General features: G+C 63.5%; 23 protein-coding genes and 1 pseudogene. 21 read left to right on the forward strand and 3 right to left on the reverse strand.

Translation table 11 applies throughout. From position 1 onward, the window contains the following. A partial coding sequence (locus KUW17_RS22140; protein WP_222482520.1) for a hypothetical protein occupies positions 1 to 152 on the reverse strand: 152 nt, incomplete at its 3' end. Positions 153 to 411: 259 nt separating this feature from the next. Here KUW17_RS22140 and cofG point away from each other — a divergent pair. The 8 genes from cofG (at position 412) to KUW17_RS22180 (ending at position 7,734) form a co-directional block, all read left to right on the forward strand. Beyond that, positions 412 to 1,554: a 7,8-didemethyl-8-hydroxy-5-deazariboflavin synthase CofG gene (cofG, locus tag KUW17_RS22145; protein WP_222482485.1), complete on the forward strand. Its 1,143-nt coding sequence runs from the start codon at positions 412 to 414 to the stop codon at positions 1,552 to 1,554. Next, a complete protein-coding gene (gene cofH, locus KUW17_RS22150) occupies positions 1,551 to 2,822 on the forward strand; it encodes a 5-amino-6-(D-ribitylamino)uracil--L-tyrosine 4-hydroxyphenyl transferase CofH (protein WP_222482486.1) in 1,272 nt (423 codons plus the stop codon). Before cofG ends, cofH begins: the two co-directional genes overlap by 4 nt. Continuing rightward, complete coding sequence (cofD, locus tag KUW17_RS22155; protein ID WP_222482487.1) at positions 2,819 to 3,787, forward strand: 2-phospho-L-lactate transferase; 969 nt, start codon at positions 2,819 to 2,821, stop codon at positions 3,785 to 3,787. The genes cofH and cofD overlap by 4 nt, the downstream gene beginning before the upstream one ends. Then, a complete protein-coding gene (gene cofC, locus KUW17_RS22160; protein WP_222482488.1) occupies positions 3,784 to 4,443 on the forward strand; it encodes a 2-phospho-L-lactate guanylyltransferase in 660 nt (219 codons plus the stop codon). Before cofD ends, cofC begins: the two co-directional genes overlap by 4 nt. Next, positions 4,440 to 5,213 carry a coenzyme F420-0:L-glutamate ligase gene (gene cofE / locus KUW17_RS22165; RefSeq protein WP_222482489.1) on the forward strand — a complete coding sequence of 258 codons (774 nt, stop codon included), beginning with the start codon at positions 4,440 to 4,442 and terminating at the stop codon, positions 5,211 to 5,213. The genes cofC and cofE overlap by 4 nt, the downstream gene beginning before the upstream one ends. Continuing rightward, positions 5,210 to 5,878, forward strand: coding sequence for an NADPH-dependent F420 reductase (gene npdG / locus KUW17_RS22170; protein WP_222482490.1), 669 nt, complete (start codon positions 5,210 to 5,212; stop codon positions 5,876 to 5,878). Before cofE ends, npdG begins: the two co-directional genes overlap by 4 nt. Before the next feature lie 24 nt (positions 5,879 to 5,902). Then, on the forward strand, positions 5,903 to 6,943 hold the full coding sequence (locus tag KUW17_RS22175; protein ID WP_222482491.1) for a TIGR03842 family LLM class F420-dependent oxidoreductase: 1,041 nt from the start codon (positions 5,903 to 5,905) through the stop codon (positions 6,941 to 6,943). A gap of 167 nt (positions 6,944 to 7,110) precedes the next feature. Next, positions 7,111 to 7,734, forward strand: coding sequence for a TetR family transcriptional regulator C-terminal domain-containing protein (locus KUW17_RS22180; protein ID WP_222482492.1), 624 nt, complete (start codon positions 7,111 to 7,113; stop codon positions 7,732 to 7,734). A 763-nt stretch (positions 7,735 to 8,497) separates the two neighbouring features. Here the strand turns inward: KUW17_RS22180 and KUW17_RS22185 are convergent. After that, complete coding sequence (locus tag KUW17_RS22185; RefSeq protein ID WP_222482493.1) at positions 8,498 to 9,526, reverse strand: LacI family DNA-binding transcriptional regulator; 1,029 nt, start codon at positions 9,524 to 9,526, stop codon at positions 8,498 to 8,500. 132 nt (positions 9,527 to 9,658) lie between these two features. Here KUW17_RS22185 and KUW17_RS22190 point away from each other — a divergent pair, with 132 nt between their 5' ends. The 12 genes and pseudogenes from KUW17_RS22190 to KUW17_RS22245 all read left to right on the forward strand — a co-directional run. Then, positions 9,659 to 9,844 carry a hypothetical protein gene (locus tag KUW17_RS22190; protein ID WP_019296365.1) on the forward strand — a complete coding sequence of 62 codons (186 nt, stop codon included), beginning with the start codon at positions 9,659 to 9,661 and terminating at the stop codon, positions 9,842 to 9,844. Between the two features lie 22 nt (positions 9,845 to 9,866). After that, a complete protein-coding gene (locus KUW17_RS22195; RefSeq protein ID WP_222482494.1) occupies positions 9,867 to 11,012 on the forward strand; it encodes a TRAP transporter substrate-binding protein in 1,146 nt (381 codons plus the stop codon). Positions 11,013 to 11,122: 110 nt separating this feature from the next. Then, the gene (locus tag KUW17_RS22200) at positions 11,123 to 11,635 is read left to right on the forward strand and encodes a TRAP transporter small permease (RefSeq protein WP_065266141.1); all 513 of its coding nucleotides are present in this window, start codon (positions 11,123 to 11,125) and stop codon (positions 11,633 to 11,635) included. A gap of 12 nt (positions 11,636 to 11,647) precedes the next feature. After that, on the forward strand, positions 11,648 to 12,976 hold the full coding sequence (locus KUW17_RS22205) for a TRAP transporter large permease (RefSeq protein WP_222482495.1): 1,329 nt from the start codon (positions 11,648 to 11,650) through the stop codon (positions 12,974 to 12,976). A 12-nt stretch (positions 12,977 to 12,988) separates the two neighbouring features. Further along, positions 12,989 to 14,296: a histidinol dehydrogenase gene (gene hisD / locus KUW17_RS22210; protein ID WP_222482496.1), complete on the forward strand. Its 1,308-nt coding sequence runs from the start codon at positions 12,989 to 12,991 to the stop codon at positions 14,294 to 14,296. Then, positions 14,289 to 15,050 carry an SDR family NAD(P)-dependent oxidoreductase gene (locus KUW17_RS22215; RefSeq protein ID WP_222482497.1) on the forward strand — a complete coding sequence of 254 codons (762 nt, stop codon included), beginning with the start codon at positions 14,289 to 14,291 and terminating at the stop codon, positions 15,048 to 15,050. The genes hisD and KUW17_RS22215 overlap by 8 nt, the downstream gene beginning before the upstream one ends. Continuing rightward, positions 15,047 to 16,027, forward strand: coding sequence for an alcohol dehydrogenase catalytic domain-containing protein (locus KUW17_RS22220; RefSeq protein WP_222482498.1), 981 nt, complete (start codon positions 15,047 to 15,049; stop codon positions 16,025 to 16,027). The genes KUW17_RS22215 and KUW17_RS22220 overlap by 4 nt, the downstream gene beginning before the upstream one ends. A 30-nt stretch (positions 16,028 to 16,057) precedes the next feature. Next, a complete protein-coding gene (locus KUW17_RS22225; RefSeq protein ID WP_222482499.1) occupies positions 16,058 to 16,468 on the forward strand; it encodes a universal stress protein in 411 nt (136 codons plus the stop codon). A 37-nt stretch (positions 16,469 to 16,505) separates the two neighbouring features. Continuing rightward, the gene (comD, locus tag KUW17_RS22230) at positions 16,506 to 17,012 is read left to right on the forward strand and encodes a sulfopyruvate decarboxylase subunit alpha (RefSeq protein WP_027256510.1); all 507 of its coding nucleotides are present in this window, start codon (positions 16,506 to 16,508) and stop codon (positions 17,010 to 17,012) included. Continuing rightward, on the forward strand, positions 17,009 to 17,563 hold the full coding sequence (gene comE, locus KUW17_RS22235) for a sulfopyruvate decarboxylase subunit beta (RefSeq protein ID WP_222482500.1): 555 nt from the start codon (positions 17,009 to 17,011) through the stop codon (positions 17,561 to 17,563). The genes comD and comE overlap by 4 nt, the downstream gene beginning before the upstream one ends. Next, on the forward strand, positions 17,563 to 18,690 hold the full coding sequence (locus KUW17_RS22240; RefSeq protein ID WP_222482501.1) for an alpha-hydroxy acid oxidase: 1,128 nt from the start codon (positions 17,563 to 17,565) through the stop codon (positions 18,688 to 18,690). The genes comE and KUW17_RS22240 overlap by 1 nt, the downstream gene beginning before the upstream one ends. A gap of 459 nt (positions 18,691 to 19,149) precedes the next feature. Continuing rightward, positions 19,150 to 19,332, forward strand: a pseudogene (locus tag KUW17_RS22245) (integrase core domain-containing protein); the annotation flags it as partial. Between the two features lie 92 nt (positions 19,333 to 19,424). Here the strand turns inward: KUW17_RS22245 and KUW17_RS22250 are convergent. Next, positions 19,425 to 21,029, reverse strand: a complete 1,605-nt coding sequence (locus KUW17_RS22250; protein ID WP_261397361.1) for a GMC family oxidoreductase — start codon at positions 21,027 to 21,029, stop codon at positions 19,425 to 19,427. Positions 21,030 to 21,133: 104 nt separating this feature from the next. Between KUW17_RS22250 and KUW17_RS22255 the strand changes: the two genes are divergently transcribed. Beyond that, positions 21,134 to 22,366 carry a TRAP transporter substrate-binding protein gene (locus KUW17_RS22255; protein ID WP_222482502.1) on the forward strand — a complete coding sequence of 411 codons (1,233 nt, stop codon included), beginning with the start codon at positions 21,134 to 21,136 and terminating at the stop codon, positions 22,364 to 22,366. Positions 22,367 to 22,457 lie beyond the last annotated feature (91 nt).

Below are 22,457 nucleotides of genomic sequence, written 5' to 3' on the forward strand. Positions count from 1 at the left end.
TCATAAGCCGCATCGGAAAACCCCGCCGCAGCCCCCGCCCCGGTCTCGATCGCGCAAGTGTACCCCAGCTTCTGCAGCTGCGCCGCAGACTCCGGCGTCATCGCTACACGGTTTTCACCTGGCGCCAGCTCTTTTGGCGTTCCAATCAGCACGGCCGTTCTCCTCCCATTGCGCCGGACCCGTCTCACGGGTGAGTCGGATGGCGTCATTCATCATGTTTCTTGTTTTTTACCAGCTAGTCAAATTTTTAGCACACAGTCAATAAAAATATACCTCTGCACTACGCAATGCGCATTGTTTCTTTTAATTTCATATTGTTAACAAGCATTCTGGTAATATTTTTTATCTAGTAGTCAAAAATTTTGTTGACAGAATCCGGGACTCCCACAAACCTAGATGCAGGAGGAGCCCATGAACATTCAACTGACCAAACCGAGTGAATCCTGGGCGGTGACCGGGGACCTGCACGCCTTGATGGCCCACGCCCGCCAGATCCGCGATGCCCATTGGGGGCGCACCGTCACCTATTCCCGCAAGGCCTTTGTGCCGCTGACCAACATGTGCCGTGACACCTGCGGCTACTGCACCTTCGTCAAGCATCCCGACTCGCCCGAGGCGAACATCATGACGCCGGAGCAGGTGCTGGCCACCGCCCGCCGCGGCGAACGGGAAGGCTGCAAGGAGCTGCTGTTCAGCCTCGGCGAGAAACCGGAACTGCGCTACGAGAAGGCACGCAAAGCGCTGGAGAGGCTCGGCTATTCCAGCCTGACCGCCTATCTGGCCGAGATGTGCGCGCTGGTGCTGCGGGAAACCTCGCTGTTGCCGCATGTGAATGCCGGCACGCTGACCAGCGAAGAGATCGACCTCTTGCGGCCGGTGTCAGCCTCGATGGGCATGATGCTGGAAACCGTCAGCCGCCGCCTGACCCGCAAGGGCCAGCCGCATTATGCCTGCCCTGACAAGGTTCCGGTGCAGCGGCTGCGCACTCTGGAGCGAGCAGGCGAGAAAAGGGTGCCGTTCACCACCGGCCTTCTGATCGGAATCGGAGAAACCTTCGAAGAGCGGATCGAGGCGCTGCACGCGATCAATGACGCCCACGCCCGCCACGGCCACATCCAGGAAGTGATCATCCAGAACTTCCAGCGCAAGCCGGATATCGCCATGGCGAACCACCCGGAGCCGCCGCTGGAAGACATGCTGCGCACCATCGCGGCAGCCCGCATCATCCTGTCGCCGGACATCAGCCTGCAGGCGCCGCCGAATCTCAGCGCCCGCCACCTGGCCTACCTGGACGCAGGCATCAACGACTGGGGCGGGATCTCGCCGGTCACCATCGACTTCATCAACCCGCAGCATGAATGGCCGGAAATCCGCCAGCTTGCCGCCTCCTGCACCCAGGCCCGGTTCCAGCTGCGCGAGCGGCTGACGGTCTACCCCAGCTACCTGGCCGCCGGAAGCGGCTTCATCGACCCGGAAATTCTGGCCCGCGCCTCCGGCATGGCGCAGGCCAACGGCCTGGCACGCGACCAGCAGCACATGGGAGAAACAGCATGACCATCCAGCCCCCCGCAGAGAAGTTTGCCGCAGTCCCGGCTGCCGTCAGCGCCGCCTCTGCCCCGGTCCGCGCCATTCTGGAGATGGCTCTGGAAGGCGGAGAGGTTTCCGAAGCCGAGGGCACAGAGCTGTTCCGCGCCACGGGCGACGATGCAGAAGCGGTCTATGCCACTGCCGACGAATTGCGCCGCCGCGCCAACGGCGACCGGGTGTCATTCGTGGTCAACCGCAACATCAACTTCACCAACATCTGTTACATGGGCTGCCGCTTCTGCGGCTTTGCCAAGCGCAGCGAGGACAAGGACGCCGAATGGCTGGAGCCCGCGCAGATCGTGGCGCGCGCGCAGCAGGCCTGGGACCGCGGCGCCACCGAGGTCTGCATCCAGGGCGGCCTGCACCCAAAGATGGAAGGCACCTATTACCGCGACGTCGTCCGTGCCATCAAAGCGGCGCTGCCGGACATGCACATCCACGCCTTCTCGCCGTTTGAGATCTGGTACGGTGCCTCCAAGACCAAGATGTCCTATCATGACTTCCTGGCCGATCTGAAGGAGGCGGGCCTCGGCTCGATGCCCGGAACCGCGGCGGAAATCCTCGATACCGAAGTGCGGATGCAGCTGACCAAGAACAAGCTGAGCGCCGAGAAATGGGTCGAGATCATCCGCGCCGCGCATGAGGTTGGCATCCCGACCACCGCCACCATCATGTACGGCCATATCGACGGGCCCCAGCACTGGGCCGCGCACATCCGCCTGCTGCGCGACATCCAGAAGGACACCGGCGGCTTTACCGAGCTGGTGCCGCTCTCCTTCGTGCACACGGAATCGCCCCTCTGGGCGCAGAACCCGGACAAGGTGCGCCCCGGCCCCACCGCGCTGGAGGTGGACCTGATGCACGCGGTCTCGCGCATCATGCTGCACGGCTGGATCGACAACATCCAGGTTAGCTGGACCAAGCTGGGCGCGGCGCGGGCGCAAGAGATGCTGTCGCGCGGGGTCAATGACCTCGGCGGCACGCTGATGAACGAAAGCATCTCCCGCGCGGCCGGATCGGACCACGGCCAGGAAATCACCGCCCGCGAATTGGTGCAGATCATTCGCGCCGCGGGCCGGGTGCCGGTGCGCCGCGGCACGACCTACGGCGTCCGCGAGGTTTATGAACACCACGACCCCGAGGTGATCGCGCCGCTGGTGGATCGCCAGGGCCGCGACCCGCTGGCCTTTCTCGAGATGTTCCCGGAGCGCCCCGCGCTGGAGGCCGCGGAATGAGCAGCGCAGGCAAACATAAGGTGACGCTGCTGGCCGGCGGCGTCGGCGGTGCCAAGATGGCCGAGGGCCTGGCAGCTCTGCCGGACGTGGCACTGTCGGTGATCGGCAACGTCGCGGATGACGATAACTTTCACGGTCTCTGGGTGTCGCCCGATATCGACACCCTGACCTACAGCCTGGGCAATGTGATCGACCGCAACCAGGGCTGGGGCGTCGCGGATGAGGGCCACCGGGCGCTGGAGACGCTGAACAAGCTGGGCGCAGACACCTGGATGTCGCTGGGCGACCGCGACTTCGGCCTGCATATTTACCGCACCATGCGGCGGCGGCGCGGCGACCGGCCCAGCGATATTGCCCGCGACGTTGCCCGCGCTTTTGGCGTCGCGGCAGAGATCGTGCTGCCCACCGATGATACCGTGCAGACCCGGGTGCGCACCGATGCAGGCTGGCTGAGTTTTCAGGAGTATTTCGTGCGCGAACGCTGCGCGCCGGAGGTCCGGGAACTGGCTTTCGAGGGCCTCGGCCAGGCCCGCCCAACGCCGGGGGCGCTGGAAGCGGTCCGCGCGGCAGACCTGATCGTGATTGCGCCATCTAATCCGCTGGTCAGCATAGCCCCGATCCTGGGCGTGCCGGGCATAGCGGACGCGGTGCAGGCCTCCGCCGCCCCCAAGATCGCGGTCAGCCCCTTCATCGCCGGCAAAGTCGTGAAAGGCCCCGCCGACCGGATGATGCAGGCACTGGGGGAGCGGGCAGATGCAATTGGCGTCGCCCGCCGCTACCGCGGTCTCGCCGCGTCATTGTTCATCGACCACGCCGACGCTGCGCTTGGGGGTGCCATCCGCGCCGAGGGGCTGGAGCCGGTCTGCAGCCGCATCCTGATGCAGACCCAAGAGGACAAGGCCCGGCTGGCCCGCGAAATCGTCGACCTGGCCTTTGCCCCGGCCCATCTGGAGGCAAACGCATGACCCGCGGAGCGAACAGCGGCAAGCGGCTGGCCGTGATCCCGATGAAAGACCCGTCAAAGGCCAAGACCCGGCTTGCGGTTGCCTTGACGCCGCAGGAGCGAAAGGTGCTGGCAGAGGGCCTTTTCCAGGCCACCGTCGCGAAACTGCAAGAGGCCCTTGCCCGGCTCCCCGGCGATGCGGTTGACATCGCCGTGGTCAGCAACAGCCCGGTGATTTCCCGGATTGCCCGCCAGGTCGGCCTCTTCTGCATCGACGACCAGGACCCCGGCTCGCTGTCGCTGGCGGTGGAAGCCGCCGCCGGCTGGGCGGCGCAGCAGGGGTACGCAGCGCTCTGCGTTCTGCCCGGCGACCTCGCCGCCCCCGCGGTGGAGGACTTCACCCGGCTGCTGGCGCACCCGCTGGATGAGGCCAGCGCGGTGTTTTGCCCGGCCAAGGATCTGGGCACAAATGCGCTGCTGGCGCCCCTGCCCTGCCCCTTCCCGTTCCGCTACGGGCCGAAATCGCTGATCGCGCATCTGCAGGCGGCTGAGGCTGCCGGGCTCTGTGCCAAGGTTCTGCCGCTCACCAGCCTGCGGATCGACGTCGACACCGCCGAGGATCTTGATCACCTGCTGGCCCATAACCCGCAGGCGCTGGTGCGGGAGGGCGCGCAATGAGCCTCTCCGTCTCTCTCACCGCAATTCCCGGCGTTCCGGATATCCGGAACGGCGACGATCTGGCCGCGGTTCTGGGCGATTGCCTGGTTCGGGCCGGCCTGCCGCTGAAACGCGGCGACATCCTGTGTGTCGCGCAGAAGGTATTTTCCAAAGCGGAGGGCTGCATCATCCCGCTGACCTCGGTGACGCCCTCGGCGGAAGCGCTGAAATACGCCGAAGAGCTGAACAAGGACCCCCGCAAGGTCGAGATCGTGCTGCGCGAAAGCACCCGCGTGGTGCGCGCTTTCCGCCGCCCGGACCAGAACGAGGGCACGATGATCTGTGAGCACCGGCTCGGCTTCATCTCCGCCAATGCGGCGGTGGATGAATCGAACTTCGGCGAGGAGGACGCGGCGATGGTGCTGCCGCCCGATCCGGATGCCAGCTGCGCCCGGCTGCAGCAGGATCTGTCGCACCGCTTTGACGCCGAAATCGGCGTGGTGATGACCGACACCTTCGGCCGTCCTTGGCGGTTGGGCCAGGTCAATGTGGCCATCGGCCTGGCCAAGGTGCCCGCAACCATCCGCGAACAGGGCAATACCGACGCCTGGGGCAGGCCGCTGCAGGTGACCGAACCCGCACTGGCGGATGAAATCGCCGCCGCCTCGGGGCTGGTGGTGCGCAAGAACGGAAAGACACCGGCGGTGCTTCTGCGCGGGCTCGACTGGCAGCCCGCCGACAGCCGCGGCGCCGACATACTTAGGAAAAAACAGGAGGATATGTTCCGATGAGGATCGCAATCATTGGCGGCACCGGACCGCAGGGACAGGGGCTTGCGTTGCGCTTTGCCCGCGCAGGGATCAAAGTGGCGCTCGGCTCGCGCGATGGCGAACGCAGCGCCGGCATCGCGGCAGAGCTGATGGCGAAGCTGCCCGCGGGCGCCGCCGAAATCACCGGTCTCGACAACGAAACCGCCACCGCGGCGGCGGATGAGATGGTGATCCTAGCGGTGCCGTTTTCGGCCCATAACGCCACGCTGGAGGCGCTGAAGCCGGGCCTCGCGGGCAAGATCCTGGTCGACATCGTGGTGCCGCTGAAAGAAGGCGACCCCAAAAAGGTGGAGATGCCCCCCGAAGGCTCCGCCACCGAGGCCGCGCAGGCGCTTCTGGGCGACGATATCCCGGTGATCGGCGCGCTGCACAACGTCTCTGCCACCACGCTCAACAATCTGGACTGGCCGATCAACTGCGACATCCTGGTCTGCGGCAACAGCCTGCCTGCCCGCAAGAAGGTGATCGAACTGGTCGGCACGCTGGATGTCCAGGCCTACAACGCCGGCGACGCCGAGGCCGCCCGCTGCATCGAGGCGATCACCCCGATCCTGATCCGCCAGAACATTTCCAAGGCGGTGCCCTTCACCCATGCGGGCATCCGCATCTGGGCCCCCGATCACTGAGATTCCAACGAGGAGGAAACACACATGGAATTCGGTATTTGCTTCAAGGGCTTCGTTGAGCCCGAACGCGCACGCGCTCTGGTCCGCCAGGCCGAGAACGCAGGCTTCACCTACTGCTGGTTCTACGACAGCCACATCCTGTGGCGCGAAAGCTTTGTCGCGATGGCGATGTGCATGGAGCACACAACCAACATGCGCTTCGGCCCGCTGGTGACCAACCCGAACTCGCGCGAATGGTCGGTTGCGGCCTCGCTGTTCGGCTCGCTGGCGAAACAGTCCGGCGGCCGTTTCGACATCGGCCTGGGCCGCGGCGACAGCGCCGTGCGGGTGATGGGCAAGAAGCCCTCGACCATCAAGCGGATGGAAGAATTCACCCATGTGGTCAAATCGCTGATCCGCGGCGAGGAAGTGCAGTACGGCGAATGCCCCGAACCGGTGAAATTCCCTTGGGCCAACGGCTATGAGCTGCCGGTCTGGATCGGCGCCTACGGCCCCAAGGCGTTGGCCTCGGCCGGCAAGGTCGGCGACGGCGTGGTGCTGCAGATTGCCGAGCCCAAGATCATCAAATGGCTGGCGGATCAGGCCAAGGCCGGCGGTGAGGCCGAAGGCCGCGACATGTCGAACTACCGCGTGATGGCGGCAGCGCCCGCCCATACCGGTTCGATTGAGGAAGGCATCGAAAAGACCAAGTGGTTCCCTGCCATGGTCGGCAACCATGTCGCTGACATCGTTGAGAAATACGGCACCGGCGGCGATCACGTACCGACCAGCCTGACCGACTACATCAAGAACCGCAAGGGCTACGACTACTCCAAGCACGGCCAGAGCGATAACCCGTATCTGGACTTCATCACAGAAGACATCGTCAAGAGCTTCTGCGTGCTGGGCACCCCGGATGAGCATATCGCCAAGATCCGCGATCTCGAAGCGGCTGGCACCACCCAGTTCAACATCTACCTGGACAGCGGCGACGAGGAGAAGATCATCGCCGACTACGGTGATCACATCATCCCGGCCTTCCGCGAGGACAGCACCTTGTCGTCCCCGATGCTGGCTGCGTCGTAACCATCTCCCCTGACGGCACAGCCTTCCGGCGGGCAGCCTCCCCTGCCCGCCGGTTCTGACTCCGGCGCCCTTCTTCGGACCGCCCAACCGCCCGGCCCGCTGGCCTTCGCTCTCGAGTTGTGCCAAGACAGCGCCGATTCAGATTGATATGAAATGGCGGATTCCGCATGGCGCGCATGGCATCAGAGAAACCGAAGACCAAGATTCAGCGTCAGAAAACGGAACAGATCATGGCCGCCGCGCTTGAGGTCTTTGCCCGGCACGGCTCCTCCGGCGCATCGATCAACATGATCGCCAAGACCGCCGGGCTGACCACTCCCAACCTGCTCTACTACTTCGAAAGCAAGGACGCGATCCGGCAGGAGCTTCTGGGCCGCACGCTGCAGCTGTGGATGGCCCCCCTCAGCATGCTCAGCCCGCGCGGCGAACCGATCGACGAGATCTGCGAATACATCCGCCGCAAGCTGGAGGTGTCGCGGAACTTCCCCCGGGAAAGCAAGTTCTTCGCCAATGAGCTGCTGAGCGGCCAGCCGCAAAACCGCAGCGAGATATTCGGCCCGCTGAAGGACCTCTACAATGCCAAGATCCTGATGCTGGAAGACTGGATGCAGGAGGGCAAGATCGCAACCGTCGACCCGCATCATCTGCTGTTCTCGATCTGGGCCACCACACAGCACTATGCCGACTTCGATGTCCAGATTGAGGAAATTGCCCCTGCCAAGGCGGAAGACCGCTATGTTGAAGCGGAGGTATTTCTTCTGGAGATGTACAAGAAGCTGCTCACGGTCTGAGGCACAGGCGCTGTCCCGCCTTCCCCTTGCAGGACGCATTCCCAGAGCGAGGAGCTCCCTTTCCCTGCCGCTACAACAGCAAGAGCACGGGTCATAATGCCTGCCTAACGCTGGCTGGCAGCGCTGTGTGACGCGGAGTTGAGCTGCTTCCCAAAGCTGGGGCAGTATGATGCGTAACTCAGATTTTTCACTGCTCCTGCTGATCGGGTTTGGTTTCCCTCTCCCAGCCGGAGGACTGCAGTTGGCGGCCCGCCGACATGGCTTAGTGAGGGCACCTTCGATTGCAGAACTCAATCCAGTGCAGACACCTGCGTTGGCTTCCGAACCATTCTCCCAAGCGTGCAGGTGGATCCGTACGCACCTCAGAGGGCACCACAGTCGTTTGGCAATGATATTCCCCGCGGCCCGGCAGGCGTCTGCGAAGAAATCTGCTGAGAACCAGCAAACCGCTGCTAAACGGCTTCGTGTACAGCTGAAATGGCTGCCCTTGGTATGAGACTTGGTATGAGTAGGTGTGAATGAACACCTGTTTGCGACCCTGCGCCTTGCCTGGCAACTGATCCAGTCTGGCGCGGTGAGAAATATCACCACTACCCGCATCATCGTGAGCGGAGGCCTCGGAGAGGCCGGCACAGCGCGGACGAAGTGGAAACCCGCTGCATGCGTGAGCGCAACCCTTACGAGCTAGAAACGGTCGCTCACAGTGCAAGGGTAAATTTCCCAATGCTTCAGGACGTACTAAAAAAAGCAGTGGGCGGTTTCCCTATGTCTGAATAGGAGGCTCGGCCAATGAATTGCGGGACACAACCCTTGTGTTGATGCAGATTGACCGGCCTTCTGACTTACCTTCCACCATTGCTGTCAGTTCGCAGGCTGCCTTGCGTCCCATTTCACGGTGGGGAACATGAACAGTGGTCAGGGCGGGGCTGACGATCTCTGCCAGTTCGATGTCATCGAACCCCGTCACCGAAACTTGCTCAGGCACCTGGACCCCCAGTTTGCGCGCCTCGCGCAGAGCGCCGGCGGCCAGCACATCGTTGCCGCACATGACTGCCGTCGGGCGTGGCGTCAGGGCCATCAACCGCCCGAAGGCCTCGGCGCCCTTGTCAATCTCGTAGGCTGTTTCGATCAGTGTCAAGGCACTGGGGTCCAGCCCGCATTCCGCCATCGCCTGCCTGACGCCCTGCACCCGGCCCTGCGCCCGGTCGTTGCCCTGTGTCATTCCCGAGATCATGGCAATCCGCTGGTGGCCGGCTGAAATCACGCTCCGTGCCAGTTCGCACATGGCGCCTGTGTTTCTGAATCCGACAGAGGGCCGCTGCGCCTCGGGATCGTAGGACCAGGCGACCAGTGACGGGACCTGGTGGCGCTCCAGATACTCGTAGATTTCTGCGTCGCGCGCGTGCCCGATCAGCAGCAGCCCGTCGGCGCCGCGGGCCACCAGGGTGCGGATCTGCTCGCGTTCCGCCTCAGGGTCGTAAGCCGAACTGGACACCAGGAGCGTATAGCCGTTCTCGTGCAGCTGATCCTGGAAAGCTTGCAGCCCGCGGGCAAAAATGGCGTTGTCCATGGTTGGAATGATGGCGCCGATTGTGAAGCTGCGCTTGGCTGCCATCACGCGGGCCGCGAAATTCGGCGTATAGCCCAGTGATTCGACCGCCTGCATCACCCTCTGGCGGGTTGCCTCGATCACCCGGTCCGGAGAATTCAGGCAGCGCGACACCGTGGCGGTGGAAACGCCCGCGGCCTTTGCAACATCGTTAAGTGTCGGAGCTGAGCGGGTTTTTCCCATGTGACGTCTGCCAATTCCTTTGCCCCTCGTCATACCACAAAATGCAGCGCTTGCCAGCCGTCGATGTAAGCGCTTGCATTATTGATGTAAGCGCTTACAAATAGGGTTGGGATAACAAACCGGGAACTTGCGATGTTTCTCTGGGCTGCCGCTGCCGTCTTTGCCGTGTTCTTTGCCAATGTCGCCATGGGCGCCTTTGGCGGCGGCGGCTTCCTGGGCGATGTCGGAGAGATGCTGGTTCTGTTCGCTGCCTCGATCCTGTTCGTGGCGGCCATTCTCAAGCGCGAGGCTGACCACAAGAACAAGAACGGCAGCTGACGGATCTTTAGGGAGGAAGACAATGACGAATGGCAAGGATGGCCTCAAATCTGCTGAGCGCCGCAACTTTCTGAAACTGGCCTCGGCCGGCTCTTTCACCGCGGCGCTGGTGGCCGGCGCCGGCGGGGTGCTTTGGTCGTCCGAAGCCGCCGCGCAAACCGCCAAGGAAGAGAAAGAGCGGGAGCGCGCGGCCGAGCATATCATGACCGTTGCCACGGCCTATGTGCTGGGCGCGTCGCGCAGCTATCCGATCATGCAGCTGGATCTCAAGGAGAACATCCAGAACGCCACCAACGGCAAGATCTATGTCAAATTGGCCCCTGGCGGACAGCTGGGTGCGGGCGGTGCGCTGGTGCAGAAGGTGCAGGGCGGCACCATTCAGGCGGCGCAGCATTCGCTGTCGAATTTTGCGCCCTTCGCCTCCACCGTTGACCTGATCAACATGCCCTATCTCTGCGGCTCCAACCAGCGGTTCACCAATCTGGTGAACTCCGACTTCTGGAAGGCGGAAGTGCACCCCAAGGTGGAGGCCGCCGGCTTCAAGGCGCTGTTCTATGTCAATATCGACCCCCGCGTGGTGGCGGTGCGCAAGGGCGGCAACGCGGTGATGTCGCCGGGCGACATGGCCGGTGTGAAATTCCGGGTGCCGGGATCCAAGATGCTGCAGCAGTATTACCGCATGGTCGGTGCCAACCCGACGCCGGTGGCCTGGGGCGAGACGCCCTCAGCCATCAAGCAGGGGGTGGCGGATGCGCTCGATCCGTCGGTCGGGGCACTCTATGTCTTTGGCTTCAAGGACATCCTGAGCCATGTGACCTTCACCCAGGCGGTGCCGGACAGTCAGGTCTATTCCTGCAATCTGGAATGGTTCAACTCATTGCCTGCCGACGTGCAGGACGGCGTGATGTGGGGGTCGGAAATGACCGCGCATCAGAACCTGTCCAAAGTGCCCTCCGCCCGCGCCTATGCGATGGCGGAACTGACCAAGGCCGGTGTCGAATTCCATACTCTCAGCGACGATCAGCTGGGCGAGTGGCAAGAGGCCGGCGGCTATCAGCGCAGCGAGTGGGACTCCTTCAAGACCGAGCTGGCAGGCTCGATGGAGAGCTTCGCCAAGCTGGAAGAGGCCGCAGGCACCCAGGGCAAATACTACGTCCACGACGCCTGAGCCTAGTAGGGCGGGGGCGCCTTCGTCCGGCCCCCGCATTTTTCAACAGCCGCCTTTGCAACAGCCCGCTGGGCTGGCTGCGGGGGTGTGCCTGAACCCCGGGAATGGAAATGCACATCCTGCGAAACATCGACAAGAACGCAGAACGCTGGCTGCTCCTGGTGTTCTATGTGATGCTGGTCATCACCATGGCGATCGAGGTGATCCGGCGCGAGCTGTTTGCCTTTTCCTCGATCTGGGGCGAGGAGATCGTCCGCTATTCCTTTATCTACCTGGCCTGGATCGGCGCCGCGGCGGCGGTCAAGGAGCGCGCCCATATCCGTATCGACGTGATCCTGCATTACCTGGGGCCCCGGCCCAAGGCGCTGATCTATATCTTCGGCGACCTGGTGATGTTCATCGTGGCCTTGGTGGCGCTTTACTGGTCGTTCGAGACGGTGCTGGTCTCGGCCAAGTTCGGATCGGTCAGCCACGGGCTGCGGGTTTCGATGGTCTGGTTCCTGATGGCGGTGCCCGCGGGCTTTGCCCTGATGATCTGGCGCCTGCTGCAATCCTTCCTGCGCGATTACCGCAGCCTTCGTGACGGCACGCCCGTCTTTGAAGGCGACAAGCTGTTTGATTGAGGGGCCTGAGCGATGCTGTGGAATTCACTCAATCAAACGGTCGAACTGGGCTGGGACTTCTACCTGCCGGTGATCATGTTCGTGGCGCTGATTGCGCTGGCGGTGCCGGTCTGGGCTGCCATCGGCGCAGCGGCGATCACCATGCTTGTGATGTCCGGCGACCTGCCGCTGAGCGCCATCGGCGAAAGCCTGTTCACCGGCATCGACGCCTTTGCGCTGACCGCGGTGCCCTTGTTCATCCTGACCGGCGACGTGCTGGTCCGGACCGGCCTCAGCAAGAAGTTCCTGGATGTGGCCGAGGCGCTGACCTGCTGGACACGGGGCGGCTTCGGCTCTGCCACGGTGCTGGTCTGCGGCATGTTCGCGGCGATCTCCGGCTCTGACGCAGCCGGCGCCGCGGCGGTCGGGCGGATGACCATCGCGCGGCTGGTCGAAAGCGGCTACCCGCGGCCCTATGCCTGCGCGCTGGTGGCGGCGGGCGCCTGCACCGGCATCCTGATCCCGCCCTCCATCGCCTATATCATCATCGGCCTGGTGCTGGGCATTTCCGCCTCCACCCTGTTCCTGGCGGCGCTGATCCCGGGTCTGGCGATCCTAGTGTCGATCCTGGTCACCAACATCATCATGAACCGGCTCTATACCTATGAGACCGGCGGCAACATGGGGCTGGGCGAGTGGCTGGGCAACCTGGGCCATGCGCTGAAATCCGGCTGGTATGCCTTCATCGTGCCGGGCATCATCTTCTACGGCATCTTCTCCGGCCGCTTGACCCCGACCGAGGCCGGCGCCACCGCGGTGGTCGTCACCATCCTGATGGGCTTCCTGCTCGGCACCCTGAAGCTGTCGGACTTCCCGGCGATGCTGGTCAGCTCTGCCAAGGTGAACGGGGTGATCCTGCCGATCATCGCCTTCTCCGCCCCGCTGGCCGAGGCGCTGGCGATCATGGGCGTGCCGCAGGGTTTCGTGACCGCGGTGACCGGGCTGACTGATGATCCCTCGCTGCTGATCCTCCTGATGATCTGCATCCTGATCGCCGCCGGCTGCGTAATGGAGACAACCCCCAACATCGTGATCCTGGCGCCGATCCTGAAGCCCTTGGTGGACAACATCGGCATGAACGAAATCCAGTTCTGCATCATGATGATCACTGCTTTGGGTGTGGGCTTCATCACCCCGCCGCTGGGGCTGAACCTGTTCGTCGTCTCCGGCATCACCGGCGAATCCATCCTCAAGATCGCCGCCCGCGCCGTGCCCTTCGTGCTGACCATGCTGATCGTGGTGCTGCTGATCGCCTACATCCCGCCGATCTCCACCACGCTGCTTCCTGATATCTACAAGTAGGACCCCCTGGAAATGACCCGTGAATACCTGAAAAAAGCTGCCTTGACCCCCAAGTCGGATGCCTCTGAGACCCATAAGATCGTGCAAGGCATCCTGGATGATATTGAGGCCGGCGGCGATGCCAAGGCGCTGGAATATGCTGCCAAGTTCGACCGTTACGAAGGCAATGTGCTGCTGACGGCGGAGGAGATCGAAGCCGCCTGCGCCCTGGTGCCGGAAAAGCTGAAGGCTGACATTCAGTTTTCCCACGACAATGTGCGCCGCTTTGCCGAGCTGCAGAAAAGCACGATGCAGAATGTGGAGACCGAAATCTCCCCCGGGTTTGTCACCGGGCAGAAGGTGATCCCGGTGGATGCGGCGGGCTGCTATGTGCCGGGCGGCCGCTACAGCCATATTGCCAGCGCCATCATGACCGTGACCACCGCCAAGGTGGCCGGCTGCAAGCACATCACTGCCTGCTCGCCGCCGCGCCCCGGCGTCGGCGTGGCACCGGCCATTGTTTATGCCGCCCACATCTGCGGCGCCGACAAGATCATGGCGATGGGCGGCGTGCAGGGGGTTGCTGCGATGACCTTCGGCCTCTTTGGCCTGCCCAAGGCCAACATCCTGGTCGGCCCCGGCAACCAGTTCGTGGCAGAGGCCAAGCGGATCCTGTTCGGCCGGGTCGGCATCGACATGATTGCAGGCCCGACCGACAGCCTGATCCTGGCCGACGGCATGGCGGATGCGCATATCGTCGCCACCGATCTGGTGAGCCAGGCAGAGCATGGCTACAATTCTCCGGTCTGGCTGGTGACGGACGACCGCGCCCTGGCGGAAGAAGTGATGCGGCTGGTGCCTGGCTACATCGACGATCTGCCAGATGTGAACCGCGAGAACGCCACCGCGGCCTGGCGCGACTATGCCGAGGTGATCCTTTGCGCGGACCGCGAGGATATGGCCGCCTGTTCCGACGAATACGCGCCCGAGCACCTGACCGTGCAGGCAGAGGACCTGGACTGGTGGCTGGAGCAACTGACCTGCTACGGTTCGCTGTTCCTGGGCGAGGAGACCACGGTCTCTTACGGCGACAAGGCGGCGGGCACCAACCACGTGCTGCCGACCTCGCGCGCGGCCAGCTATACCGGTGGTCTCAGTGTCCACAAATACATGAAGATCGTCACCTGGCAGCGCGCCACCCGCGAGGGCTCCAAGCCGGTGGCGGAGGCCACGGCCCGGATTGCCCGGCTGGAGGGGATGGAGGGCCACGCCCGCGCGGCCGACGTGCGGCTGGCCAAGTATTTCCCGGATGAAACCTTTGACCTGACCGCCAATGGCTGACCCGCGAACCCTGTTCGATCTGGCAGGCCGGACCGCCTGCATCACCGGCGCCAGCTCTGGTCTGGGCCGGCGGGCAGCGATCGCGCTGGCCGCAGCCGGGGCGCAGGTGGTGGTGGTGGCGCGGCGGGCGGAGGCTTTGGAAAGCCTCTGCACGGAGATCGGGCCGGCGGCCGCATATGCAGCCGCGGATGTGGCGGACCGCAGCGGGCTGGAAGCGCTGCGGCAGGCGGTCTCCGCCCCCTTCGGGGCGCCGGATATCCTGGTGAATGCGGCGGGCGTCAACACGCGGCAGACTGCGGATGAGGTGACAGCGGAGGGCTGGGATCAGACCCTGGCGCTGAACCTCTCGGCGCCCTTCTTCCTGAGCCAGGCGCTGGTGCCGGCGATGAAGGAGCGGGGCTGGGGGCGGATCGTCAATTTCGCCTCGCTCCAGACAACCCGCGCCTTTCCCGGCGGCATTGCCTATGGCGCCAGTAAGGGCGGGATCGGCCAGCTGACCCGCGCCATGGCGGAAGCCTGGTCGTCTCATGGCATCACCGCCAACGCGATCGGGCCGGGGTTCTTCCCGACCGAGCTGACCCAGGCGGTATTCGAGGATGACGCCCGCGCCGCCCGCAATGCGGCGCAGACCTGCATCGGCCGCAACGGGCGGCTGGAGGATATCGACGGGCCGCTGCTGTTCATGTGCTCGGAGGCGTCGGCCTATGTCACCGGACAAATCCTGATGGTTGACGGGGGGTTCACGGCGAAATGAAAGCCTTAGTTTATGAAGGGGTTGAGACGCTTGCGCTGCGCGATGTGCCAATGGCAGCGGGCCGGGACGGCGAACATCTGATCCGCATCCGCGCCGCCGGCATCTGCGGCTCGGACATGCACGCCTACCTGGGCCACGACAACCGCAGGCCTGCGCCGCTGATCCTGGGGCATGAAGCCGCCGGCGTGATCGAGGACGGCCCCCAGGCGGGCCGCCGGGTGACGATCAATCCGCTGGTGACCTGCGGCAGCTGCGCTGCCTGCGCGTCGGGGCGCGAAAACCTCTGCGCCAGCCGCCAGATCATCTCCATGCCCCCGCGCGAGGGCGCCTTTGCCCAGTTCGTGGCGATGCCGGAGCGCAACCTTGTGACCGTGCCGGAGGCGGTGCCTCTGGAAAAGGCCGCTCTGGCAGAACCGCTGGCTGTCAGCTGGCACGCCGCCCGGCTGGCGCTGGAGGCGCTGCATCCAAGCACAGAGCGCCGCGCGCTGGTAATCGGCGGCGGCGCCATCGGCCTGGCTGCGGCATTGGCGCTCAGGGCGATGGGGGTGGCGGAGGTGACCATCCAGGAGCCGAACGAAGCGCGCCGGGCCTTCCTGACGGACCGCTGCGGGCAAAAGGCGGTGGCAGAGTTCCAGGGTATGGTGCCGCTGGTGGTGGACGCCGTGGGCTATGCCGCCACCCGCGCCGCGGCCTCAGCAACTGCCGCGCCCGGCGGGGTGATTGCCCATGTCGGACTGGGCGAAGATACGGGAGGCTTGGATATCCGCCGCATGACGCTGCAGGAAATCACCTTCATCGGCACCTACACCTATACCGCGCAGGATTTCCGCGACACCGCGCAGGCAATTTTCGACGGCCGTCTCGGCCCGCTGGACTGGCCCGAGCAGCGGCCGCTGTCGGACGGCGCCGCTGCCTTTCGCGACCTGCGGTCCGGCGCGGTGGCGGCACCCAAGATCATCCTCGACCCCTGGGCATGAGCCCGCGCACGGAGCAAACGGAGAGCAACCATGTATGACAGAATCCTGGTTCCCATGGCCCTGGATCACGGGGTCTCTGAGACCACGCTGAAGGCCGCCGCCACCCTGTGCAATCCGGGAGGGCAGATCACCGCGCTGCATGTCTATGAGGCGGTGCACAGTTCGGTCACCGCCTACCTGGACGAAGACACCGTGCGCGAAGGCTTCGACAAGGCCCGCCAGCTGCTCGCGGCCAAGACCGCAGGCCTGGACAATGTGACGGCGGAAATCGTCAAGGGCCGCTCTTACCGCGCCATCATCGATTACGCGGAGCAGCACGGCGTGGACTGCATCGTCGTCGGCTCCCATAAACCGGGGCTCAGCGACTTTTTCCTCGGCTCGACAGCGGCCCGCGTTGTCCGCCACGCCCCTTGCGCGGTCCACGTTTGCCGGACCGCCTGACCCCGAAACACGACACCCGAAGCAAAGGCTACCGACCATGAACATAGACAAGAGGATCGCTGACGATCTGGCCGCCAACGGCGTCTCCTTCGTCACGACCGTGCCCTGCAAGCAGCTGGCCGGCGTGATCGAGGAGATCGACCAGCGCGACGACATCTTCCACATCCCCTCCAACAAGGAGGATGAGGGCATGGGGCTCTGCGCCGGCGCCTGGATGGGCGGCAAGCGCCCGGCGATCATCATGCAGAACACCGCTATCGGGGTCACCATCAACACGCTGGCGACGCTGATCCAATATTACCGGATGCCGCTGCCGATGCTGATTTCCTACCGCGGCGAGCTGCGCGAGCCGGTGGCCTGCCAGGTTGAAATGGCGGTGCATACCAAGGCGCTGCTGGCCCAGCTCAACATCCCGACCTACCACTTCCACTGGCAGAAAGACGTCGAGGAGCTGGACAACATCCTGAAATACACCTTCATGTGCAACAAGCCCGTTGCCATCCTGACCGACGCCAATTTCTGGGGAGGCTACGGCGACCAATGATCCGTTCCGAAATCCTGAAAGAGATCGCACCCATCCTGCGCAACCAGCTGGTGGTCTGCAATATCGGCATCCCCAGCCAGGAGCTGCACGCGATCGACGACCAGCCCACCAATTTCTACATGCTGGGCACCATGGGTCTGGCCTCCTCCATCGGCCTGGGGCTGGCGCTGGCGCAGCCGAAACCGGTGATCGTGATCGACGGCGACGGCTCGATCCTCACCAACCTCGGCACCCTGCCCACGATCGGCAACAACGCGCCCGGGAACTACATCCTCATGATCATCGACAACGGATCCTATGGCTCCACCGGTGATCAGCCGACCTATACCAGCCAGCGCACCGATCTGGCGGGCATGGCCCGCGCCGCCGGCTGCGCCCGGGTGGTGGAGGTGCAGGACAAGGACACCGGCCCGGCGCTGGAGGAAGCCCTATCCAGCGGCGAGGCAACGGTGCTGGTGGTCAAATGCGACAGCGGCAACGCCAAGATGCCGGTGATCACCATGGACCCGGTGGTGATCCGCGACCGCTTCATGAAGGCCGTGGCCGGCTGATGGCCGCAGGCGCCATCCATTCCGCCGAGGATGCCCGCCGCCTGGCCCGGCGGCGGCTGCCCTGGATGGTGTTTGACTATATCGACGGCGCCGCCGGGCAGGAAACCGGGGCAGCGCGCAACCGCGCTGCCCTGGACGCCATCACCCTGCGGCCCCGTATCCTGCGCGATGTCAGCCGGCGCTCGCTTGCCACCCGGGTTTTCGGCGCCGAGGCAGACCGCCCCTTCGGGATTGCCCCGATGGGCATGTGCAACCTGGCAGCCCCCGGCGCCGACCTGATGCTGGCCCGGCTGGCGGCGCGCTACCGGGTGCCGCATGGGGTTTCCACAGTCGCCTCGACACCGTTGGAAACCATCCTGGAGGCGGCAGAGGGCTATGCCTGGTTCCAGCTCTATTTCAGCGGCGACGGCACCGGCACCTTCAAGCTGGCCGAGCGCGCCCGCGCGGCCGGCTATCAGACGCTGGTGCTGACGGTCGACGTGCCCGAGGTCGGCCGCCGCCCGCGCGAATTGCGCCACGGCTTCAAAATGCCGTTCCGCATCGGCCCGCGGCAGTTCCTCGACTTTGCCCTGCACCCGTGCTGGTCGCTGACGGCGCTGCTGAAGGGCAAGCCGGTGATGGCGAATTTCGAGATGGAGGGCTATGACTTCGACCGCACCGAAAGCCGGGCCCGTGCCACCTGGGACACGCTGGCCCGGCTGCGCGATCTCTGGCCCGGCAAGCTGGTGGTGAAAGGCGTGCTGGACGCCGAAGACGCCCGCGCGCTGGTGTCCGCGGGCGTTGATGCCATTCAGGTCTCCAGTCACGGCGCGCGGCAACTGGAGGCTGCACCCGCCCCGATAGAAAGGCTTGCAGAAATCCGTTCCGATCTTGGGCCGGAGTTTCCGGTTTTCTACGACAGCGGCATCCGGTCCGGCGAAGATGTTCTCAAGGCTCTGTCGCTTGGAGCGGACTTCGTGTTTGCCGGGCGAATTCTGCAATATGCAATCGCCGCCGCTGGAGAGCCGGGGCTGGAACAGCTGTGGGATGCTCTAAGTGAAGAGCTGAGCATCGCCATGGCGCAGACCGGGCTGACGTCGTTGACCGGCAGCAGTCTGGAGGGCGCGGCAGCAGCCCAGTTAAAGTGAACTTTCCCTGCGACCGCGGCGGCTGCAGAGAAACCGCGGAAGGCAGTTCAGCCCTCGCTGCGATGCGTGAGGCTTTCGACATGCCGAAACGCGGTCTGTCCCTTTGGAGCTTGCTGCACTTTTGAAATACCATAAGTCGTCGAGAGGATAGCAGGAGCAGCACCCTCCCTTATTGATCATTCCACCGAACTTGCGCCGCCAAGTGCTGTAGCTCAAGCCGCTGAACCGCGCAGGTTGCCGGTCTTGCGGTAGATTCGCGCAACCTTAGTTTTGCGCATTGAGTGGGCACCATAGGAATCCGGATCGAGGCCAATAGATCTACCCCTTTCACGAACCACTCTTGTGTACTGGCGGATGGAAATGTGCAGTCGTTCATGGAAGCGTCCTGGCAAAGGGCACTGTGAACCGATCGCGAGCGGTTCCTCCATCCATCGCAGGATCAGCTTGCGCGTTTCTTAATCTGCCCGGCTCCGCGAAGAACTGCTCAACGGAGAAAACTTCTACAGCCTGCGCGAGGCTCAAGTCCTGATCGAGCAATGGAGAAAACACGGCAACATCAAACGGCCTCACAGTGCTCTGGGGTATCAACCGCCTGCGCTGGAAACCATCGTTCCGGTGGATCGCAGGCCGGTCATGCACTAACAGTCAGACTGGACCACTCAAGTGAGGCTGATCAGTGATGCCAATTACCTCCAGGAGCTCCGCATTCCTCAGCTATTCAGAATCTGTACTGCCTAATTAGTCTGGCGGGTAATCAGTTCGCTGGCTTTTTCTCCGATCATGATTGCAGGCGCATTGGTGTTGCCCGAGACGATCTCCGGCATGATTGAGCAATCTGCCACCCGCAGTCCGCGAATTCCATGCACACGGAGCTCGGCGTCGACCACCGCATCCTCGCCCTGGCCCATCTTGCAGGTGCCGGTGGGGTGGTAGATCGAGGCGGTGTTGCTGCGCGCCCAGTCCAGCGTGGCTTCGTAATCATCCATTGGCAGGTCTGCACTGGGGCGGAATTCTTCCGAGATCTTCGAATTCAGCGGCGCATGGCGGGCGATCTTGCGGGCGATGTTCACCCCGGCCACCAATGTGCAGCAATCGGTTTCAGTCGAGAGGTAATTCGGAAAAATCTTTGGATAGGTGTTCGGGTCCGAGGACACGATCCGGATCTCTCCCTTGCTTTCCGGCCTCAGCTGGCACACCGACATAGTAAAGGCTGAGAAGGGATCCGCCCCCTTGCCAGGGTTCTCGGCCGACAGCGGCTGCACATGAAACTGGATGTCCGGGGTTTCCAGATCGTCGCGGGTCTTCATGAAGCCGGTAGCAAGGCTTGCAGCCATTGTCATCGGGCCGGCCCGGAACAGAGCATACTTCAGGCCAATCTTGGCCTGGCCGAACAGAGTGCGGACCTCGTCGTTCAGCGTCGGCTCGTTGCATTTGTAGACCAGACGTGCCTGCAGGTGGTCCTGCATGTTCTTGCCAACGCCATAGAGGTTCTTTTTCACCTCAATGCCGTGTTCGGCAAGCTGTGCGGCCTCGCCAATGCCAGACATCATCAGGACCTGGGGCGAGTTGATGGCACCGCCTGACAGCACGATCTCGCGCCGCGCTGTTATGCGCTGGATCTGTCCTGCCCGGTTCTTGTACAGAACCGCCACGGCGCGGCCCTCCTGGATGTCGACCTTCTGCACCATCGCGCGGGTAATGATCTGCAGGTTCTCGCGGTTTTTCACCGGATTCAGAAAGGCCACCGCAGAGCTGCAGCGGCGGCCGTTCTTGGCAGTGAGCTGGAAGAAACCGACGCCTTCCTGGCTGGCGCCGTTGTAATCCGGGTTGAACGAGTAGCCTGCCGCCTGCGCCGCAGCGACCCAGGCATCGGTAATGGGCCGCTGGATGCGCATGTTGGAAACCGACAGCGGACCACCGGTGCCATGAAATTCATCCGCGCCGCGCTCGTTGTTCTCGGAACGTTTGAACAGCGGCAGGACATCCTCCCAGCCCCAGCCAGCATTGCCCATCTGGCGCCAGCGGTCATAATCCTGCGGCTGGCCGCGCACATACAACAGGCCATTCAGCGAGGACGAGCCGCCCAGGACCTTGCCGCGGGGCCATTCGATTGAGCGGCCGTTCAGACCCGGATCCGGCTCGGTCTTGTAGCACCAATCGACTGACGGATTGTGGATCGTTTTGAAGTAACCGACCGGGATGTGGATCCAGGGATTAATATCCCGCCCGCCAGCCTCCAGCAGCACCACTTTATTCCTTGGATCCGCACTCAGCCGGTTGGCAACAACACAGCCGGATGACCCTGCGCCGATGACAATGAAATCCGCGTCCAAAACCATCCCTCCCGAACTCTCGATAAAAAAACTTCTATACAGAATGTGTAAATTGGTCTAGCGTTTTTTGATACGAAACGTCTCAATAATTGATCTTAGGGAGGAAAATTATGGGGCTGACCAAAAAACTGAGCCGTATTTCGCGGCGGGATCTGTTCCGCGTGGCAGGGACTTACGGGATGAGTTCGACCCTGCTGGCGGCAGGCGGATTCGGCGGCGCGATGAGCCTGGCGAATCTCGCCTCGGCTGCGGAATCAACCTATGAGAAGCGCTACGCCAAGCCCGCCAAGCACACTCTGAAGTTCGGCGCTTCCGGCTTCAACGCGCGCAATCTTCTGATCGAGCGGGCAGGCGCGCTGGAGTTCGCCCGAGACCTCGAGGCCCGCACTGACGGTGAAATCCGTATAGAGTTCATCGGTGACAACCAGATTTGCGGCCAGCTGTCCTGCGTTGAGAAAACCCAGCAGGGCATCGTCGACATCTACGCCGCTTCAACCCAGAACTCGGCCGGCGGTGCACCTTACCTGAACGTTCTGGACTATGCCTTCATGTTCCCCGGCCGCGCGTCCCAGTACCACTTCCTCTATCACCCCAAGAGCCAGGAAATCCTGCGCGACCCGCTGGAGAAGCGCCACGGGCTGAAGTTCCTGTTCAGCCATTGCGAACTGCGCGGCATCCAGCTGGGCCTCAAATACAAGGACCAGCCGACCATCACCAAGCTGGAGCAGCTGTTCGGGACCAAGAACCGCGTTACCGGCACCCAGTTGGGCCGGATTGCGATGAATGCCCTGAACCTGAACCCTGTGCCTGTGGCCTGGGAAGAGACCCTCGACGGGCTGAAGCAGGGCCTGATCGACGGCGCCGAAACCTGGGCCTCCGCAGTGGCCTATGCCAACATGGCGCCAGTGGTCTCGCAGTCCGTCGATCTCAAGTTCTTCTGCGGCACTGAGCACACCTCGATGTCGGCCAAGGTCTTTGACGGCCTCGAAGGCTATCTGCAGGACGCAGTGATGGAGAGCGCCTATTGGGCGCAGGCCCATGTGCAGGCGGCAAACGAGGCGGCGCTGGTCAAGACCGTCGGCTTCTCCGACCCGCAGCTTCCAGGCACGGTGTTTGCGGAACACGGCGTGCGCCCGGCCTTCCTGCCGGACAGCGAAATCCGCATGGCCGAGGAAATGTGCTCACCCGAGTTCCAGCCGCAGCTGTGGGAACAGTGGCGCGACCGCCTGAACAAATGGGCCGGCGGCATCGACACCTATCAGGAAATCTACAACATCGCGCGCGAAGTCGACAAAGACATGAAGCCCGAAAACGTGGAGCCGCGCCGCTGGTGGAAGGGCTGAAACAGGCCCGAATTGCAAGCAATAGGCCGGCGCCCGTCTGCGTCGGCCTTGTTTGCCCGGCATGATCCAGCAGGATCACAGGGCAATGAGG

It is taken from the genome of Leisingera aquaemixtae, from assembly GCF_019801145.1.
Taxonomy (GTDB): domain Bacteria; phylum Pseudomonadota; class Alphaproteobacteria; order Rhodobacterales; family Rhodobacteraceae; genus Leisingera; species Leisingera aquaemixtae_A.

What these genes read in the sequence shown, in the direction of transcription:
- KUW17_RS22195 (WP_222482494.1), top strand. Translation starts at nt 9,867, where the DNA reads ATGACGAATGGCAAGGATGGCCTCAAATCTGCTGAGCGCCGCAACTTT.
- cofH (WP_222482486.1), top strand. Translation starts at nt 1,551, where the DNA reads ATGACCATCCAGCCCCCCGCAGAGAAGTTTGCCGCAGTCCCGGCTGCC.
- comE (WP_222482500.1), top strand. Translation starts at nt 17,009, where the DNA reads ATGATCCGTTCCGAAATCCTGAAAGAGATCGCACCCATCCTGCGCAAC.
- cofG (WP_222482485.1), top strand. Translation starts at nt 412, where the DNA reads ATGAACATTCAACTGACCAAACCGAGTGAATCCTGGGCGGTGACCGGG.
- cofE (WP_222482489.1), top strand. Translation starts at nt 4,440, where the DNA reads ATGAGCCTCTCCGTCTCTCTCACCGCAATTCCCGGCGTTCCGGATATC.
- KUW17_RS22250 (WP_261397361.1), bottom strand. Translation starts at nt 21,029, where the DNA reads ATGGTTTTGGACGCGGATTTCATTGTCATCGGCGCAGGGTCATCCGGC.
- npdG (WP_222482490.1), top strand. Translation starts at nt 5,210, where the DNA reads ATGAGGATCGCAATCATTGGCGGCACCGGACCGCAGGGACAGGGGCTT.
- KUW17_RS22205 (WP_222482495.1), top strand. Translation starts at nt 11,648, where the DNA reads ATGCTGTGGAATTCACTCAATCAAACGGTCGAACTGGGCTGGGACTTC.
- cofC (WP_222482488.1), top strand. Translation starts at nt 3,784, where the DNA reads ATGACCCGCGGAGCGAACAGCGGCAAGCGGCTGGCCGTGATCCCGATG.
- KUW17_RS22240 (WP_222482501.1), top strand. Translation starts at nt 17,563, where the DNA reads ATGGCCGCAGGCGCCATCCATTCCGCCGAGGATGCCCGCCGCCTGGCC.
- KUW17_RS22185 (WP_222482493.1), bottom strand. Translation starts at nt 9,526, where the DNA reads ATGGGAAAAACCCGCTCAGCTCCGACACTTAACGATGTTGCAAAGGCC.
- hisD (WP_222482496.1), top strand. Translation starts at nt 12,989, where the DNA reads ATGACCCGTGAATACCTGAAAAAAGCTGCCTTGACCCCCAAGTCGGAT.
- KUW17_RS22190 (WP_019296365.1), top strand. Translation starts at nt 9,659, where the DNA reads ATGTTTCTCTGGGCTGCCGCTGCCGTCTTTGCCGTGTTCTTTGCCAAT.
- KUW17_RS22215 (WP_222482497.1), top strand. Translation starts at nt 14,289, where the DNA reads ATGGCTGACCCGCGAACCCTGTTCGATCTGGCAGGCCGGACCGCCTGC.
- KUW17_RS22200 (WP_065266141.1), top strand. Translation starts at nt 11,123, where the DNA reads ATGCACATCCTGCGAAACATCGACAAGAACGCAGAACGCTGGCTGCTC.
- KUW17_RS22180 (WP_222482492.1), top strand. Translation starts at nt 7,111, where the DNA reads ATGGCGCGCATGGCATCAGAGAAACCGAAGACCAAGATTCAGCGTCAG.
- KUW17_RS22220 (WP_222482498.1), top strand. Translation starts at nt 15,047, where the DNA reads ATGAAAGCCTTAGTTTATGAAGGGGTTGAGACGCTTGCGCTGCGCGAT.
- KUW17_RS22225 (WP_222482499.1), top strand. Translation starts at nt 16,058, where the DNA reads ATGTATGACAGAATCCTGGTTCCCATGGCCCTGGATCACGGGGTCTCT.
- KUW17_RS22175 (WP_222482491.1), top strand. Translation starts at nt 5,903, where the DNA reads ATGGAATTCGGTATTTGCTTCAAGGGCTTCGTTGAGCCCGAACGCGCA.
- comD (WP_027256510.1), top strand. Translation starts at nt 16,506, where the DNA reads ATGAACATAGACAAGAGGATCGCTGACGATCTGGCCGCCAACGGCGTC.
- cofD (WP_222482487.1), top strand. Translation starts at nt 2,819, where the DNA reads ATGAGCAGCGCAGGCAAACATAAGGTGACGCTGCTGGCCGGCGGCGTC.
- KUW17_RS22255 (WP_222482502.1), top strand. Translation starts at nt 21,134, where the DNA reads ATGGGGCTGACCAAAAAACTGAGCCGTATTTCGCGGCGGGATCTGTTC.